Raw genomic sequence first — 16,011 nt, 5'->3', positions numbered from 1 at the left:
TTTCGACAGTGCAGGCGACCGCCCCGGAGCGGTCCCGGAGGCAAGGAGCACCCATGACCGTCCCCGCAGACCCGCGCCCCGGGAGGGGTCCTGACCAGGCGGTCGGCGACAGGTTCCGTACGCTCAGGGCCGCCGTGCGGGAGGCGGTGGACGGCCATGCCCCCGCCCTGCTGGAACTGAGCCGGCGCCTGCACGCCGAGCCCGAGACCGCCTTCGAGGAGTACCGGGCCGCCGCGCGCTGCGCCGCCCTCCTCGCCGCGCACGGCTTCGAGGTCACCGCCCCCGCCCACGGACTGGACACGGCGTTCCGCGCCACCACCGGTTCCGGGCCCGTCACCGTCGCCATCGCCTGCGAGTACGACGCCCTGCCCGGCCTCGGGCACGCCTGCGGGCACAACCTCATCGCCGCCGCCGGGGTCGGCGCGGCCCTCGGTCTCGCCCCCTTCGCGGACGAACTCGGCCTGACCGTACGGGTCATCGGCACCCCCGCCGAGGAACGGGGAGCGGGCAAGGCGCTGTTGCTGGACGCCGGGGCGTTCGACGGGGTGGACGCCGCGATGATGGTGCACCCCTGCCCCTTCGAGATGGCCGACTTCCGCTCCTTCGCGCTCGGCGCCCTGGACGTCGTCTACACCGGACGCGCCGCACACCCCAGCCTCAATCCGCACGAGGGGCGCAACGCCGCCGACGCGCTGACCGTCGCCCAGGTCGCCCTGGGTCTGCTGCGCCAGCAACTCCCGCCGCAGTGGCGGGTGCACGGCATCACCACGGCCGCCGGCACCGCGCCCAACGCGATACCCGACCGGGCCACCGCCACGTACGAGATACGGGCACTGGCCGCCGAGGACCTGCGGGAGCTGCGGCGGCGGGTCGAGGACTGCTTCCGCGCCGGGGCGCTCGCCACCGGCTGCGAAGTGGCCCTGGAGCGACCCGAGCCCGACTACCTCGACTTCCGCGGCGATCCGGAGCTGATCCGGCTCTGGACGGCCAACGCGCGGGAACTGGGCCGCGCCGAACCGGTCGAGCGCCAGCCGTTCGCCTGCACCGACATGGGCAACGTCTCGCACGTGGTGCCGTCCATCCACCCGGTGCTCGACATCAGCGCGGGGGCCTGCGGCCCGCACGAGGCCGCGTTCGCCGAGGCGGCGCTCTCCCCGGCGGCCGAACGGGCGCTGCTGGACGGGGCGGTGGGGATGGCGTGGACGGCGGCGGACTTCGCCGCCGCCAGGGGCTGAGGCGGCGCCGGGGCCCGGCCCCGTACGCGAGCGCGGCCGTGCGGCCCGGACCGGGAGCTCCCGGTCCGGGCCGCACGGCACGGGGCTTCCCCCCGAGGTCACTCGGCCGAGAGCGCCTTGACGTAGTCCTTCAGGACGACGTCCGCCGCCAGCGGTCCGCCGCGCGTGGACCACACCGAGCCGTCGACGGTCACCGCGTGGCCGTTCTTGACGGCGCCCAGCTCCTTGTAGGCGGGCTTGGACTGGACGTCCTTGAGCGCCTTCTCGCCGTCCGAGGTCAGCGTGGACATGAAGAGCCAGTCGCCGTCGATCTCGTCGATCTTCTCCAGGCTCAGCGACGGCGTGTGCGCGTTTCCGTCCTTGTTCTGGGACGCGGGCCGCTTCAGCCCCATCTCCAGGGCGACGCCGCTGGCGAACTGCTTGTTCTCCATCCAGCTCGGCCCGTCCGGGTTCCAGCGGACGATGGAGACCTCCGCGCCCTTGTTGGCCCCGAGCTTCTCACCGGCGGCCTTGGCGGCGGCCTCGTGGCCGGTGATGAACTCGTTGGCCTCGTCCAGCTTGTTGACGGCGTTGCCGACGCCCCGGAAGAACAGCTTCCAGTCGTCGGTCGGCGCCATCGTCACCAGCGTGGCCGGGGTGATCTCCCGCAGCTGCTGGAGCACCTGCTCGTCCTGCATGTCACCGGCGAGGATCAGGTCGGGCTTCGCGGCGACGACCTTGTCCATGACCGGCTGGAGCAGGTTGCCGACGACGTCGACGCCCTCGACCTTGTCGGCCAGGTAGGCCGGAGGCTTGTCCAGCCCCTGCCCGTTGGTGATGCCGACCGGCTTGATGTCCAGCGCCAGGACCGCGTCCAGGTCCTCCTGGGTCAGGGTGACGATGCGCTTCGGCTCCGCCGGGATCTCCACGGCCCTGCCGGTGGCGTCCTTGACCGTACGGGTCGCGGAGGAGGCGGATTCGGCCTTGCCGGCCCCCTTCCCGGCGGAGGCGCCCGAGTCGGAGTCCGATCCGCAGGCCGTCAGGAGCAGGGTGGCGGCCCCGAGGGCGGCGACGGCATGCGCCGCTCGCCGGGCGGCGGTGCGGGCGGGACGGCGGTGCAGGTTCATCAAGGGCTCCGGGTTCAACGGGACATGAAGCGGCGACGGCCGTACGGGCGCAGGGACGCGCCCATCGGCTCGTGAGCGAGCTAAGGTTAGCCTTACTTTAGCTGCATCGGGCGCAGTGGTGCCCGAGTCCTCCGGAAAGGCCGGTCCCCGTGGAAATCCGTGTCGAACAGCTCACCGCTGGATACGCCGGTCACACCGCCGTCGATCGGGTCGATCTGACGGTCCCCTCCGGACAGGTCGTGGCGATCGTCGGCCCCAACGGCTGCGGCAAGTCGACCCTCCTGCGCTCCATGGCCCGCCTCCACCAGCCCCGCTCCGGCACCGTCCTCGTCGGCGGCGCCGATGTCTGGCGACTGCGCCAGCGCGACGCCGCCCACCGCATCGCCCTGCTGCCCCAGGCTCCGCAGGCCCCCGAGGCGGTCACCGTCGCCGGACTCGTACGGTACGGACGCCACCCGCACCAGGGCCTGTTCCGCCAGTGGTCCCACCGGGACGAGGAGGCCGTCACCCGCGCCCTGGAGGCCACCGGCACCGCCGCGCTGGCCGGACGCCGCCTCGACCAGCTCTCCGGCGGCCAGCGCCAGCGCTGCTGGCTCGCCATGTCCCTCGCCCAGGAGACCCCCGTGGTCCTGCTCGACGAGCCCACCAGCGCCCTCGACATCGGCCACGCCGTGGAGGTCCTGGACCTGGTCCGCGAAGTGGCCGCGCAGGGCCGCACCATCGTCATGGTCGTGCACGACCTCGCCGCCGCCGCCCGGTACGCCGACACCCTGGTCGCCATGAGCGACGGCCGGATCGTCGCCTCCGGCCCGCCCCGCACGACCGTGGACGCCGCGCTGGTGCGGGAGCTGTACGGCATCGAGGCGGAGATCCTCACCGCGGCCTCCGACGGCGCCCCCGTCGTCGTGCCCAGGGTGAGCGCGCCCGCGGCCGCCCTCTGAGCCGACCGGCGCGCCCCGCACCGGCACGGACCCCGGCCGGATCACCAGGGCCTGTCGTCACACCGCCGTCGTCGCCCGGCGGGCGGCAGTTCGACGACAGGCCCTAGGGTCGAACGCATGACGACATCTCCGGCCGGCAGCGCCTTCGACTCGCTCCGCCTCGACGCCGTATCCGACCACGAGGAGCTGCGCCGGGCGTACGAGCTGCCCGGCGCTGCGGCCGTGCGCAAACAGATGACCGAACTCACCGAGCAGACCCGGCAGTTGATCCGTTGTTCCTCGCTGGTCCTGGTCTCCAGCGTGGACGCCGGGGGCAACTGCGACGTCTCACCGCGCGGCGGCCCCGCCGGTTTCGTCAGCGTCCTGGACTCGCGGACCGTGGTGATCCCGGACGCGACCGGCAACAAGCGCCTGGACACCATGCAGAACATCATCGACACCGGACGGGCCGGGCTGCTCTTCCTCATCCCCGGGCGCACCACGACCCTCAGGGTGAACGGCCGGGCCTGTGTCTCCACCCGCCCCGACCTGCTCGCGCAGCTGACCGCCGTGGGCAAGCCCCCGGCCGGAGCGCTGGTGGTCGGGATCGAGGAGGTCTATCCGCACTGCCCCAAGTCGCTCATGCGCAGCGGCGCCTGGAAGCCGGAGCAGTGGCTGCCGGCGGACGCCCAGCCGACCTCGGCAGAGGTGACGCTGGCCCAACTGAGGATGCCGGAGCTGACGATCGCCGACATCGAGCGCGTGGAGGCCGAATCGCTGAAGTACCGGTACGAGTAGCCGCGACGGCCCGCCCGGCCGGCGCGCCGGCCGTCACGTCCCGCCGGCGTGGCCCCGGCCCCGCCGGCAGGCACGAACGCCTCACGGGCGGGAGCGCGGAGGCATTCCCTAGGCTGTCCCCAGGTTCGATCAAGAAGCGGGGCAGGGTTCATGCGCATAGAACGTCATCAGGTTTCCCGGGCCGCCGTGTCGGCGGCCCGGGAGGACTTCACCGACCGGATCGGAAGCCGGGTGCGGTCCATGTCGAGGGCCGACCGGATGACCACCTACGCATGGCGGTCGATCGCGGACGAGTTCCTGGAGTATCTGGGCGCCCTCTCGGTCGAGACGCCCGACCTGGACACGCCGGAGGCCGAGGCCGTCCTCAAGGACGCCTGCGAAGCCGCGGCGGGCGCCGTCGCCTACGCGGCCTACCATCCCCACTGCGGCTTCCAGGTCTTCCTGGACTACGTCAACTTCGGCATGAGCTACGACCGGGGCGAGGACGCCCCCGCGGAGAGCGTCACGGCGGGGGAGTGGACCGACGCCCTCTGCCTGGCGGTCCTCAGGGACCGAGCCGCCCGGCACGGAGAGGCGTTCCGCTTCGCCCGGGACAAATTCGTCGAGCAGACCCGGGGCACACCGGCGGGCGAGCTCGCCACCGGCCTGATGGCCGTGGTTCTGGACGACACCGGCGACGAGGACGACTACCCGCCGAGCGCCGAGGCCAAGCTGTCCGCCCTCGACGCCGCCCTGGACCGGGTCCGCGTCCGCGCCGAGGAGACCGGCGAGCCCCTGCCGGACCGGCCGGGCGGTGCGGCACTGCACGCGTTGCGCGCCCTGGTCGCCGAGGACCGGGACGCCTTCGACGCCGCGCTGGCCGGCCTCCTGACCCGGCACGCGGCGCTGCACAGCGCCTCCGCCGCCCCCGGCAGCCTCCTCCCGCTCGTCCCCCTGGCCCTCGCCGCGCTCGCGTACCGCACCCTGGGCTGGTCCCCGGCCGTCCAGACCGACTACCTTCCGCACGCGCTGGTCACCGGCTTCGAGCCGCGGAGTCCGCGGGTGGCCGGGTTCGGCCGGAACCGGCGGCCCGACGCGGTGGCCGCGCTCGCCGCCGGCCCCCTGACGGTGGAGCGGCCGTCCTTCGGGTGGACGGTGCATCTGGAGGCCGAGGCCCTGTACGAGGAGCACGTCGCGGACCTCCTCGCCACCGGCGGCGAAGAGCCCCACGCGGTCTGGCGGCTCGGCCGGGCCATGGGCGGTCAGGAGCGCCTGTTCAAGTGGCGCTCGGGGGTGTCCGAGGGGGCGACGGACGATCAGCTCCGGAACGTTCGCCTGGCCTCGCAGATGGGGGCGGCACTGTTCCGCATCGCGCTGGCCGAGCCGGGGACCGACGTCGAGGTCGCCATCGACGGCCGCCCCCTGCGCTACCGGGCCCAGCGCGACGAGAAGGCCGGGCCGGGCCCCTGGCACACGGCCACGGCCTTCGCCCTCATCACCGGCTCACGCGAGGATCTCGCCCCTCTCGTGCTCACCGGCCCGACGTATGCCGCTCCGGACGGCTCCGCTTTCACCGCCTACCGCGAGGCCCTGCACGCCTACTTGACGGGGACGGACCCCGAAGCGGCGGCCGAGCGCGCTCTGCGCCAGGCCGAGCGGGCCAAGGAGTGGGGCTGGGCGATGCCGCCTGCCGTCCTGCTGTCCCAGCTCGTGGAAGGCGACGCCGAAAGCTTCAACCTGGCTCTGGCCGACGCGCTCGAAACCCACCGCGCCCACTACCAGGTCGCCGACCGGGCCGACGACCCGGACGCCGCCGTCAACCTCGACGCCCTCGCACTGGCCTGCCACGCCCGCCGCCGCGGCTGGGACGTCCGCGTCGACTCCGCGTACCTCCCGAAGGAGTTCCTCCGGGCCGCCGAGCCCTTCTGAGCGCGTTCCGGAGTCCTGCTGCCCCCCCGCAGGGGCGTCCGCCCCCGTACGCCGCCGAGCGGTTTCCGCCGGGTGAAGCGACCCTGCCGCCGGTCCGGAGCGGCGTGCAGACGCTCGGCGTACGCCCCACATGAGGGACACCGGATACGTACCGAGGGGCCCGTGGCGAACCACGGGCCCCTCGGCGTGCGTCCGCGTCGGCACAGCGCGCCGTCGCGTTCAGGCGGACTCGCCCCTGCCGCCCTCGGGACGCGAACCGCTCGCCGGGTCCTCGTGAGACCCGACGCCGCGGAACGCGCCCAGGATCTCCTCGGCCGCCAGCGTCGCCGTCAACGTGCCCTCCCGGACCCGCTGTTCCAGCTCCGGCGCGAGCTCGCGCACCGCCGGGTGGCTGCGCAGGCTGTCCAGCAGCTCGTCGCGGACCATGGACCAGGTCCACTCCACCTGCTGGTCACGCCGCTTGGCGGCCAGCCGCCCCGTCGAGTCCAGGAGCGCACGGTGCTGCTCCAACCGCTCCCACAGGGTGTCCAACCCGGTCGACTCGCGCGCGCTGCACGTGAGCACCGGAGGCGTCCACGCCGCGTCCGCCGGGTGCATCAGCCGGAGCGCGCCCGCCAGTTCACGCGCCGCCGAACGGGCGTCGCGCTCGTGCGGACCGTCGGCCTTGTTCACCGCGATGGCGTCCGCCAGCTCCAGGACGCCCTTCTTGATGCCCTGCAGCTGGTCACCGGTACGGGCCAGTGTCAGCAGCAGGAACGTGTCGACCATGTCGGCCACCGCCGTCTCCGACTGCCCGACGCCCACCGTCTCCACCAGCACCACGTCGTAACCCGCGGCCTCCATCACCACGATGGACTCCCGGGTCGCCTTCGCCACCCCGCCCAGCGTGCCCGCCGTGGGGGAGGGGCGCACGAAGGCGGCCGGGTCCACCGCCAGGCGTTCCATCCGGGTCTTGTCGCCCAGGATGGAACCGCCCGTACGGCTGGAGGACGGGTCGACCGCCAGCACCGCGACCCGGTGCCCGAGACCGGTGAGCATGGTGCCGAGCGCGTCGATGAACGTGGACTTGCCCACGCCCGGCACCCCGCTGATCCCGATCCGCCGGGCCGCCCCCGCGTGCGGCAGCAGCCGTTTCAGCAACTCCTGCGCCAGCACCCGGTGTTCAGCCCGCGTCGACTCGACGAGCGTGATCGCGCGCGCCACGAACGCCCGCTTCCCGTCGAGCACTCCCCGCACATAACCGTCGATATCGATCTTCGCGGCCATCCGGTCAGCGGCTCACAGCTCGTGGCCGAGCGCGGCGCCGAGCCGCGTCACCAGGTCGTGGGCCGCGTCCGGGATCACCGTCCCCGGCGGGAAGACCGAGGCGGCGCCCGCCTCGTGCAGGGCCTCGACGTCCTGCGGCGGAATCACCCCGCCCACCACGATCATGATGTCCTCGCGCCCCTCGGCGGCCAGCTCCTCGCGCAGCGCGGGAACGAGCGTGAGGTGCCCCGCCGCCAGCGAGGAGACGCCCACGATGTGCACGTCGGCCTCGACGGCCTGCCGCGCCACCTCGCCCGGCGTCTGGAACAGCGGGCCGACATCCACGTCGAAGCCCAGGTCGGCGAAGGCCGTGGCGATCACCTTCTGGCCCCGGTCGTGGCCGTCCTGGCCCATCTTGGCGACCAGGATGCGCGGCCGGCGGCCCTCCGCCTCCTCGAACGCGTCGACCAGCGCACGGGTCCGGTCCACGGAAGGGGACTCTCCTGCCTCTTTGCGGTACACACCGGAGATCGTACGGATCTGCCCGGCGTGGCGCCCGTACACCTTCTCCAGCGCGTCCGAGATCTCGCCGACCGTGGCCATCGCGCGCGCCGCCTCGACCGCCAGCGCCAGCAGGTTGCCCTCCAGGCCCGGCCCGGGGTCGCGCCCGGCGGCGGCCGTCAGCGCGCCCAGCGCCTCCTGGCACTTCGCCTCGTCGCGCTCCTCGCGCAGCCGGCGCAACTTCTCGATCTGCTGCGTGCGCACGGAGGAGTTGTCGACCTTGAGCACGTCGATCTGCTCGTCGGTCTCCACCCGGTACTTGTTCACGCCGATCACCGGCTGCCGCCCGGAGTCGATCCGCGCCTGCGTGCGCGCCGCCGCCTCCTCCACCCGGAGCTTGGGGATGCCCGCGTCGATGGCCTTCGCCATCCCGCCGGCCGCCTCGACCTCCTCGATGTGCTGCCAGGCCCGGTCCGCGAGGTCCCGCGTCAGCTTCTCCACGTACGCGCTGCCGCCCCACGGGTCGATGACCCGGCAGGTGCCCGACTCCTGCTGGAGCAGCAGCTGGGTGTTGCGGGCGATCCGGGCGGAGAAGTCGGTGGGCAGCGCCAGCGCCTCGTCCAGCGCGTTGGTGTGCAGCGACTGGGTGTGCCCCTGCGTCGCGGCCATCGCCTCCACACACGTACGCGTCACGTTGTTGAACACGTCCTGCGCGGTGAGCGACCACCCCGAAGTCTGCGAATGCGTGCGCAGGGAGAGCGACTTGGGGTTCTTCGGATCGAACTGCTTCACCAGGCGCGCCCACAGCAGCCGGGCCGCCCGCAGTTTGGCGACCTCCATGAAGAAGTTCATCCCGATCGCCCAGAAGAACGACAGACGCGGCGCGAACGCGTCGACGTCCAGGCCCGCTTCACGTCCGGCGCGCAGATACTCCACCCCGTCGGCCAGCGTGTACGCCAGCTCCAGATCGGCCGTCGCCCCGGCCTCCTGGATGTGGTAGCCGGAGATCGAGATGGAGTTGTAGCGCGGCATCTTCCGTGAGGTGAAAGCGAAGATGTCGGAGATGATCCGCATCGAGGGCGACGGCGGATAGATGTAGGTGTTGCGGACCATGAACTCCTTCAGAATGTCGTTCTGAATGGTCCCGGCCAACTTCTCGGGCGGTACGCCCTGTTCCTCGGCGGCGACGATGTACAGCGCCAGCACCGGAAGGACCGCGCCGTTCATCGTCATCGACACCGACATCCGGTCCAGCGGAATGCCGTCGAACAACTGGCGCATGTCGTAGATCGAGTCGATCGCCACCCCGGCCATGCCGACGTCGCCCGTCACCCGGGGGTGGTCGCTGTCGTAGCCCCGGTGGGTCGGCAGGTCGAAGGCGACCGACAGGCCCTTCTGCCCGGCCGCGAGGTTGCGCCGGTAGAAGGCGTTGGACTCCTCGGCCGTGGAGAAACCGGCGTACTGGCGGATCGTCCAGGGCTGGTTGACGTACATCGTCGGGTAGGGCCCGCGCAGGTACGGGGCGATGCCCGGATAGCCGTGCAGCGCGTCCAGGCCCTCCAGGTCCTCACCGGTGTAGAGCGGCTTGACCGTGATGCCCTCGGGCGTCTCCCAGAGCGGAGCCTCGGCGCCGTCGGCGGCCTTCGTCACGGCCGCCTGCCACTCCTCGGCCGAACCGGCCGGAGCGGCGGGCGCGTCGGAGGCGAGCGGAACGTCGGAGAAATCGGGAACGGAGGGCTTCCGGTCCGTGGGCGAGGTCGGCATCACGCCACTCCCATGCGGTCGAGTACGGAGGTGAGAACGGCGACCGCGTCGCAGCCCGCGAAGACGTAGGCGTCGACGTCGGCGTACTCGCCGGGCCGTCCGGCGAGGAACACCCGCGCCGCGCCCGCCGACTTCAGCGCACCGGCCGCCGCCTCCGCCTGCTCGGCGTAGAGCGCGTCGGACGAGCACAGCACGGCGATCGGCGCCCCGGAGGACTTCAGCGCCCCGGCGGCGGTGTCCGCGTCCACCGAGACCGGCTCGTGCACCGCCTCGATCCCGCCGGCCCCGAAGAGATTGACGGCGAACGAGACCCGCGCGGTGTGCGCCGCGGCCGGGCCGAGCGCGGCGACGAACACCTTCGGGCGGCTCCCGGTCGCCGCGAGGTGCGCGTCCGACCGGGCGCGCAGCGCCTCGAACGCCTCGTCCCGCCGGACCCGGGGGAGACCGCCCGGCGCCCCGGCGTACGGGTCGGGCGCGGGTTCCCGCTCCACCGCGCGCTCGCCGGGCATCGGGAACTCGCTCACCCCGGTGATCGGCTCCTTGCGACGAGCCAGCTTCGCGCTGCGCACCGCCCAGGTGGCGGCCAGCCGCTCTGCGGCCATTCCCGAGCGCAGGGCGGCGGCCAGGCCGCCAGCCCGCTCGGTCTCCTGGAAGAACTCCCAAGCCGCTGCGGCGAGTTCGGTGGTAAGCCGCTCCACGTACCAGGAACCGCCCGCCGGGTCGATGACCCGCGCCAGGTGGGACTCCTCGATGAGGATCGTCGAGGTGTTGCGGGCGATCCGCCGCGCGAACGCGTCGGGCAGGCCCAGTGCGTGGTCGAACGGCAGCACGGTCACGGACTCCGCGCCGCCCACCCCCGCGCCCAGCGTGGCCAGGGTGGTGCGCAGCATGTTCACCCACGGGTCGCGGCGCGTCATCATCACCGGCGAGGTCACCGCGTGCTGCCGCTGCGCTCCGGCGGCGGGAGCCCCGGACGCCTCGGCGACCCGCGCCCACAGTCGGCGTGCCGCGCGCAGCTTGGCGATCGTCAGGAACTGGTCGGCGGTGGCCGCGTAGCGGAACTCCAGCTGCCCGCAGGCCGCTTCCACGCTCATCCCGGCCTCGGTGAGGGCCCGCAGGTAGGCGACGCCGGCGGCCAGGGAGAGTCCCAGCTCCTCGCCGGCCGAGCCGCCCGCCTCGTGGTAGGGCAGCGCGTCCACGGCGATGGCCCGCAGCCCCGGGTACTCCGCCTCGCACCGCTGCGCCCAGCGCACGGCGGGGGCGAGGTCGGCCTCGACGCCCGTCCGGGCCTCGTGGCCGAGCGGGTCGGCGCCCAGGGTGCCGCGCACTTCGCCCTTGGCCACGCCGCGCTCGCCGTACAGCCTCAACAGCTCCGTCGCCGCGGCGTCCAGGCCGGCCGGGGCATCCAGGGCGATCGGCGCGAGATCGAGGTACACCCCCTCCAACGCCCGCGCGAGCCCGTCGACGGGGACGCCCGCCGGGCCGCCGACCGCGAGCCAGAGCGAGGTGGCCCCGTTCTCCAGGTCGCCCAGGAGCGCCTCGTTGAGCCGGACGGGGTCGGTGAGGGCGTGGCGCTGGCGCACGTCCCAGCCGCCCGCCGCGTTCCCCTCGGCTCTGCCGCCCCGGACGAAGGGGGCGAAGCCGGGGAAGCCGGTGTCCGGGGACTCGTCGTTCGCGGTGTAGAGGGGGCGGGTGGTGAGCCCGTCCTCCAAAGGGGTGGACAGGGCTTCCTCGGCGGCCGCGCCCGAGACTTCCTTACCCGACTTGCGCAGTACGCCTTCGACGAGGCTCTGCCACTGGTCGTGGGAGGGGTCGGGGAACGCGGCGGTTGGAGAGAGCCCGTCAGCAGGCTGGACCGTCATGCTCAGATGCTAGGGCAGGGCGCGGAAAGAGCAGCAGGGGCCCGGGCTGTGACCTTGCCCTCGCGGAGATGCACTTGATCCTTTACACACGGTCGCGTAACCGGTGGGACCGCCCGGTGACGGGCAACACGACGGGTCGCGACATCGGGATGAATCGGACCAGCGATGCATATTATGTGCGTAGTTTCCTGATTTGTTATGCCATCCCTGGAATGCCCGTATCCACCCCGGCGTGCCCACGGCCGCCGGGACACGGAGAGGACGCGACCGTGGCCGTCGGACCTGTGGAGTACCTCGTCATCGCCTTCCCCGGCAGCAGCTTCACCGGGTCGATCGCCCCCGCCCTCGCCCGAGCGGTGTCCTCCGGCGCCGTAGGGGCCGCCGATCTGGCTTTCGTCCACCGGCCCGGGGGCGGCGCACCGGCCCAGGTGGAACTGCGGGCGCTGGACACCGGAGGAGCGGTCCCCGTGGACGCGGACGGCGGCGACGCCGCGACGCTGAGCCCCCAGGACCTCGACCTGCTCGACGAGAGGGTGCCCGCCGGGGACGTCGCCGCGATCGTCGTCCGGGAGGACCGGTGGAGCACGGAAGCGGCCCGCGCGGTCCGCGAGGCGGGCGGCGTCCTCGTCGCGCACGAACGCCTCGGTCCCGGGACCGGTGGGGAGGGGGCCGACGGCGACGACATCATCGACCGCCTGGAGCGCCTCGCCGACCTGTGGAAGCGCGAGATCCTCAGCGACGACGAGTTCGTGGAGCAGAAGACCAGACTCCTGTCGGACTGAGCTCCTTCCGGCGCCCGGGCGGCCGGACCGCGTCTCCGGCACCGGGCCCCACCCGCGACCGACGTTGATCCTGATATGGGGAATTCCTGGATTTCCTCGGGGAAAGAGGCAGTTCATCGTGCAGACCGCCCGGACCGTTCCGGCCTCCACCGTTGTCAATCTGCGCGACCTGGGCGGCATCGCCCTGGGCCGTGACCGCCGGGTGCGCCAGAGCGTCCTCTTCCGCTCGGGCCAGTTGAGCGAACTCGACCCGGAGAACGACCGGGCGGTCTTCGCGCTCGGCGTCCGCACCGTCGTGGACCTGCGCACCGCCGACGAGCGCCGGTGGGCCCCGGACCGGCTGCCGGTCCGGTCCCGGCTCTTCGTCGCCGACGTGCTGGGCGACCACCCCGGCGTCGCGCCCGCCCGGCTGCGCTCCCTGCTCGCCGACCCGGCCGAGGCGGAACGGACGCTCGGCGGCGGCCGTGCCGAGGAGCTGTTCGCCGAGACCTACCGCAAGATGGTCCTCTCGCCCGGAGCGGCCGCCGCCTACCGGGCCTTCCTGGAGACCGCCGCCGACGCCCGCGCCCGTCCGGTGCTCTTCCACTGCACGGCGGGCAAGGACCGCACCGGCTGGGCGGCGGCCGTGCTGCTGATGGTCCTCGGAGCGCCCCGCGCCACGGTCCGGGCGGATTTCCTCGGAGTCAACCCGGCCGTACGGGCGGCGTTCGCCCCGCAGGTGGCGCAGTTCCTCGATCGCGGCGGCGACCCCGCCGTCGCCGCCGCGATCATCGAGGTCCGCCCCCGCTACCTGGACATGGCCCTCGACGCCATGGACGAGCGGTGGGGCGGCCTCGACGGCTATGTGCGCGACGGACTGGGCGTGCCCGCCCCCGTACTGGAGCGGTTGCGCGAGGACCTGGTGGTCCGCGGCTGAGACGGGCGGGCGCGCGAAGGGGCCGGTGCGGCCAGGAGTCCCCTGGCCGCACCGGCCCCTTCGTCCGCCCAGGGCCGGTCGTCACCACCGTGGTCGCCCGGCAGGCGGCAGTTCGACGACAGCGCCTCGGACCCCGGCTACAGACGTACGAGCCGTTCGGTCAGATCCCGGTAGTGCTGGAGGGCGATCCGCAGGTCCTCGGTCTCCGCCGCCGCCGGAGCGTCCTCGCCCTTCCCCGCGCGCAGCTTCCGCCCGCGTTCCCGCAGGGCGGCCTCCAGGTCCGCGACGACCTCCTCGAACGTGGCGTCGGCGTCCCGCACGGCCCGGCGCGGGTCCTCCACGAACCCGGTGACGGCCTGCTGGATGCGGGCGGCGAACGCCTCCCGCTGCTCCGGGGCGAACAGCGGGCGTCCGGCGCGCGGACCGTCCTCGACGTGGCCCCCGGGGGAGGCGGGTCCGGCTCCCGGGCCGGGAGCGGTCCGGGGGTCCGCCGCCGCGTCGTGGGCCGGGGGGACCGGTGCGGGCGCGTCCGGGGCCGGGGGGCCGGAAGCGGGCCCGGGCGCGTGGGGGGAGAGGGGGCCGGCCCCGGTCGCGGGGGCCGCGGCGGGCTTCTCCATCGGCTCCGCCGCCTTCTCCCTGCCCGTGACGGTCCTCGTGGCCGTCCCGGGCGCGGCCGGCCGCCTGACGGGCGTGCCCGTGTCGATCGGTCCGGCGCCCTCGGGGAGGCCGGAGCCGCCGGGCGGGTTCGTCCTGTCGTTCGGTGCCTGCGTCATGATGCGCGATGTCCCTTCACCAGATGTCCGTTGCCGTGTGCGCGCTGCGACCCGCCGTCCGCGAGGAGCGAGGCGAAGAGGTCGCGGGCGTCCATCAGCGCCTCGCGCATCTCCTCGGTGCCGGCCGTCCCGTTGCGCGCGGAGCGCACGCGCCGGTAGCCGTGGACGTGCGCGCCGTGGTGGACGGAGAGCGCGTCGTCCCGGTCGTCGCCCTCGGGGAAGCCGCGCTCCCGCGCCAGATCGGCCAGCAGCGTGTCGGCCTCGGCCAGCGACCGCTCCGGCGACTCGACGAACAGTTCCTGGGTGCTCGCCCAGCGGTCGGCGTAGCGTGCGCGGGCCTCCTCGGTCAGCGGTCGTTCCTCGAGGTGCCCGTGGCGCTTCACCCGGTCCTCGAGCTCCCGCTCGGCCGCCTTGGTGTCACCGCTGTGCCGGGCGACGACGCGGTCGTACTCCGGTCCGAAACGGCTGCGCAGTCCCCGGCCGCCGGCCGTGCGCCCGCGCAGCAGCAGGAACGCGGCGATGGCCGCCACGACGACCACGGCGACGATGATGATCGCTGTCGTCACGGCTACCGCCCCCAACGTTCGTCGGCCGGTACGTAGCTCTGCTGTCGCACAGTGTTCAGCCCCTCTCGGTCCGGGCCCGGCGACGGCCGCCGGGCTGCGTGCAGGAGTTCGTGTACCCCCGGATCGCTGTTCGAGGCGGCCCCGCTCCGACCCGGCCCCGTGGACGCGCTGGGTAGGGTGGAACCGACGGGGCCGGCGGTGGGTCGGAGGGATGTGCCATGACGGAGCGGAAGCCGCCCGGGGTGGGTTTCGAGTCCTGGGTCGAGCGGCAGATCAACGAGGCGGAGCAGCGCGGCGACTTCTCCCGGCTGCCGGGGTTCGGCAAGCCGATCGACGGCCTGGAGCGCCCGTACGACGAAGCCTGGTGGATCAAGCAGAAGATGCGGCGGGAGGGCGTGTCGACGCTGCCGCCCGCGCTGGCCCTGCGCAAGGAGGTGGAGGACGTCCCCGGCGCCGTCTCCGCCGCCCGCAGCGAGGCGGAGGTGCGGCGCATCCTGACCGAGGTCAACGAGAAGATCGAGCGGGCGCTGCGGATGCCTCCCCAGGGCCCGCCGCTCCGGGTGGCCCCCTTCGACGTGGAGGCGGCCGTACGCCGCTGGCGCGAGGAACGACGGCCGGCCTGAACCCGCCCGCCTCCCGGTGCCCCATACTCGCCGTATGGGATCGAGAAGGCCGGGGCGGCGAGGCGGGCGCGCTCCACGGTGCCCCGCGGTGACGGTACGCCGGGCCGCGGCGGCCGACGCCGGACGGCTGACCCGGCTGGTCCGCGCCTCACGCGCCTACGAGGGACCGTACGCGCCGATGGTCGAGGGCTACCGGGTCGGGCCGGACTACGTCGAGACGCACCGGGTCTTCGTCGCCGAGGACGACGGGACGGGCCGGGTCCTCGGCTTCTACGCGCTGGTTCTCGACCCGCCCGAGCTGGACCTGATGTTCGTCGCCGACGCGGCCCAGGGGCGCGGCATCGGCCGTCTGCTCGCCGCCCATCTGTGCCAGGAGGCCCGCGGCCAGGGGCTCACGGGCGTCCGGATCGTCTCCCACCCGCCCGCCGAGGGCTTCTACCTGAGCGTCGGCGCCGAACCCGTCGGCACGGTCCCGGCCGATCCGCCCGCGGTGCTGTGGGACCGGCCCGAACTCCTGCTCCGCGTCGGCTGAGCCCGCACCCCGCACGGCGAGGGCCCGGCCGCGATGTGCGGCCGGGCCCGTTCCGTACGGGGGGCTCCCGGCGGCGGTCAGCCGCCGTACGGGCGGGTGATCAGCTCCAGCCAGTGGCCGCCGGGGTCGGGGAAATACACGCCCCGGCCGCCGTCGTTGCGGTTGATCTCGCCGGGCAGCTTCCGCTGCGGATCGGCGTAGAACTCGATTCCCCGCGCCTTGATCCTCGCGAACGCGGCGTCGAACTCCGCTTCGGAGATGAGGAAGGCGTAGTGCTGCGGAACGATCGAATCAGCGGGGACCGTCGCGAAATCCAGGGTGACGTGGTTGGCGAGGACGACCGGGATGAACGGACCCCACGCCTCTCCGACCGTCAGATCCAGCAGATCCGCGAAGAACGCGGCGGACTCGCGGTTGTCCCGGCAATGGACGATCGTGTGGTTCAACTCGACTGACACGGTGGAATGCCTCCAAGGGCAT

General features: G+C 73.5%; 15 protein-coding genes. 8 read left to right on the top strand and 7 right to left on the bottom strand.

Going from position 1 to position 16,011, the window contains the following annotated elements; genetic code table 11:
- Positions 1–53: 53 nt before the first annotated feature.
- Positions 54–1,235: a M20 family metallopeptidase gene (locus AMK24_RS24225; RefSeq protein WP_073770963.1), complete on the top strand. Its 1,182-nt coding sequence runs from the start codon at positions 54–56 to the stop codon at positions 1,233–1,235.
- Positions 1,236–1,333: 98 nt separating this feature from the next.
- Here the strand turns inward: AMK24_RS24225 and AMK24_RS24220 are convergent, their stop codons facing one another.
- Positions 1,334–2,341, bottom strand: coding sequence for an ABC transporter substrate-binding protein (locus tag AMK24_RS24220; RefSeq protein ID WP_073770962.1), 1,008 nt, complete (start codon positions 2,339–2,341; stop codon positions 1,334–1,336).
- 149 nt (positions 2,342–2,490) lie between these two features.
- On the opposite strand from AMK24_RS24220, the gene AMK24_RS24215 reads away from it, so the two are divergent.
- The 3 genes from AMK24_RS24215 to AMK24_RS24205 all read left to right on the top strand — a co-directional run bounded on the left by AMK24_RS24215 (position 2,491) and on the right by AMK24_RS24205 (position 5,967).
- Positions 2,491–3,282: an ABC transporter ATP-binding protein gene (locus AMK24_RS24215; RefSeq protein ID WP_073770961.1), complete on the top strand. Its 792-nt coding sequence runs from the start codon at positions 2,491–2,493 to the stop codon at positions 3,280–3,282.
- 117 nt (positions 3,283–3,399) lie between these two features.
- Positions 3,400–4,059, top strand: coding sequence for an MSMEG_1061 family FMN-dependent PPOX-type flavoprotein (locus tag AMK24_RS24210; RefSeq protein WP_073770960.1), 660 nt, complete (start codon positions 3,400–3,402; stop codon positions 4,057–4,059).
- 150 nt (positions 4,060–4,209) lie between these two features.
- Positions 4,210–5,967, top strand: a complete 1,758-nt coding sequence (locus tag AMK24_RS24205; protein WP_073770959.1) for an immunity 49 family protein — start codon at positions 4,210–4,212, stop codon at positions 5,965–5,967.
- Positions 5,968–6,186: 219 nt separating this feature from the next.
- Here AMK24_RS24205 and meaB read toward each other — a convergent pair whose 3' ends face one another.
- Genes meaB through AMK24_RS24190 form a run of 3 tightly spaced genes read right to left on the bottom strand, consistent with a single transcriptional unit; the run spans position 6,187 to position 11,339 of the window.
- On the bottom strand, positions 6,187–7,233 hold the full coding sequence (meaB, locus tag AMK24_RS24200; RefSeq protein WP_073770958.1) for a methylmalonyl Co-A mutase-associated GTPase MeaB: 1,047 nt from the start codon (positions 7,231–7,233) through the stop codon (positions 6,187–6,189).
- Between the two features lie 12 nt (positions 7,234–7,245).
- Complete coding sequence (scpA, locus tag AMK24_RS24195) at positions 7,246–9,477, bottom strand: methylmalonyl-CoA mutase (protein WP_073770957.1); 2,232 nt, start codon at positions 9,475–9,477, stop codon at positions 7,246–7,248.
- Positions 9,477–11,339 carry a methylmalonyl-CoA mutase family protein gene (locus AMK24_RS24190; protein WP_073770956.1) on the bottom strand — a complete coding sequence of 621 codons (1,863 nt, stop codon included), beginning with the start codon at positions 11,337–11,339 and terminating at the stop codon, positions 9,477–9,479. Before AMK24_RS24190 ends, scpA begins: the two co-directional genes overlap by 1 nt.
- A gap of 269 nt (positions 11,340–11,608) precedes the next feature.
- Between AMK24_RS24190 and AMK24_RS24185 the strand changes: the two genes are divergently transcribed.
- Together AMK24_RS24185 and AMK24_RS24180 are read left to right on the top strand one after the other, a co-directional pair.
- The gene (locus AMK24_RS24185) at positions 11,609–12,121 is read left to right on the top strand and encodes an SHOCT domain-containing protein (protein WP_073770955.1); all 513 of its coding nucleotides are present in this window, start codon (positions 11,609–11,611) and stop codon (positions 12,119–12,121) included.
- Positions 12,122–12,239: 118 nt separating this feature from the next.
- Complete coding sequence (locus tag AMK24_RS24180) at positions 12,240–13,037, top strand: tyrosine-protein phosphatase (RefSeq protein WP_073770954.1); 798 nt, start codon at positions 12,240–12,242, stop codon at positions 13,035–13,037.
- A gap of 137 nt (positions 13,038–13,174) precedes the next feature.
- Here the strand turns inward: AMK24_RS24180 and AMK24_RS24175 are convergent, their stop codons facing one another.
- The gene (locus AMK24_RS24175) at positions 13,175–13,810 is read right to left on the bottom strand and encodes a hypothetical protein (protein ID WP_073770953.1); all 636 of its coding nucleotides are present in this window, start codon (positions 13,808–13,810) and stop codon (positions 13,175–13,177) included.
- On the bottom strand, positions 13,807–14,376 hold the full coding sequence (locus tag AMK24_RS24170; protein WP_073770952.1) for a hypothetical protein: 570 nt from the start codon (positions 14,374–14,376) through the stop codon (positions 13,807–13,809). The genes AMK24_RS24175 and AMK24_RS24170 overlap by 4 nt, the downstream gene beginning before the upstream one ends.
- Before the next feature lie 218 nt (positions 14,377–14,594).
- Between AMK24_RS24170 and AMK24_RS24165 the strand changes: the two genes are divergently transcribed.
- Both AMK24_RS24165 and AMK24_RS24160 read left to right on the top strand, forming a co-directional pair.
- On the top strand, positions 14,595–14,999 hold the full coding sequence (locus AMK24_RS24165; protein ID WP_073770951.1) for a J-domain-containing protein: 405 nt from the start codon (positions 14,595–14,597) through the stop codon (positions 14,997–14,999).
- Positions 15,000–15,033: 34 nt separating this feature from the next.
- Positions 15,034–15,531: a GNAT family N-acetyltransferase gene (locus tag AMK24_RS24160; protein WP_073770950.1), complete on the top strand. Its 498-nt coding sequence runs from the start codon at positions 15,034–15,036 to the stop codon at positions 15,529–15,531.
- 77 nt (positions 15,532–15,608) lie between these two features.
- Here the strand turns inward: AMK24_RS24160 and AMK24_RS24155 are convergent, their stop codons facing one another.
- Positions 15,609–15,989: a VOC family protein gene (locus AMK24_RS24155; protein ID WP_073770949.1), complete on the bottom strand. Its 381-nt coding sequence runs from the start codon at positions 15,987–15,989 to the stop codon at positions 15,609–15,611.
- Positions 15,990–16,011: the final 22 nt, after the last annotated feature.

Origin of the sequence: Streptomyces sp. CB02366, assembly GCF_001905905.1 — a bacterium.
Taxonomy (GTDB): domain Bacteria; phylum Actinomycetota; class Actinomycetes; order Streptomycetales; family Streptomycetaceae; genus Streptomyces.
This window is presented reverse-complemented; position numbering and strand designations above follow the sequence as displayed.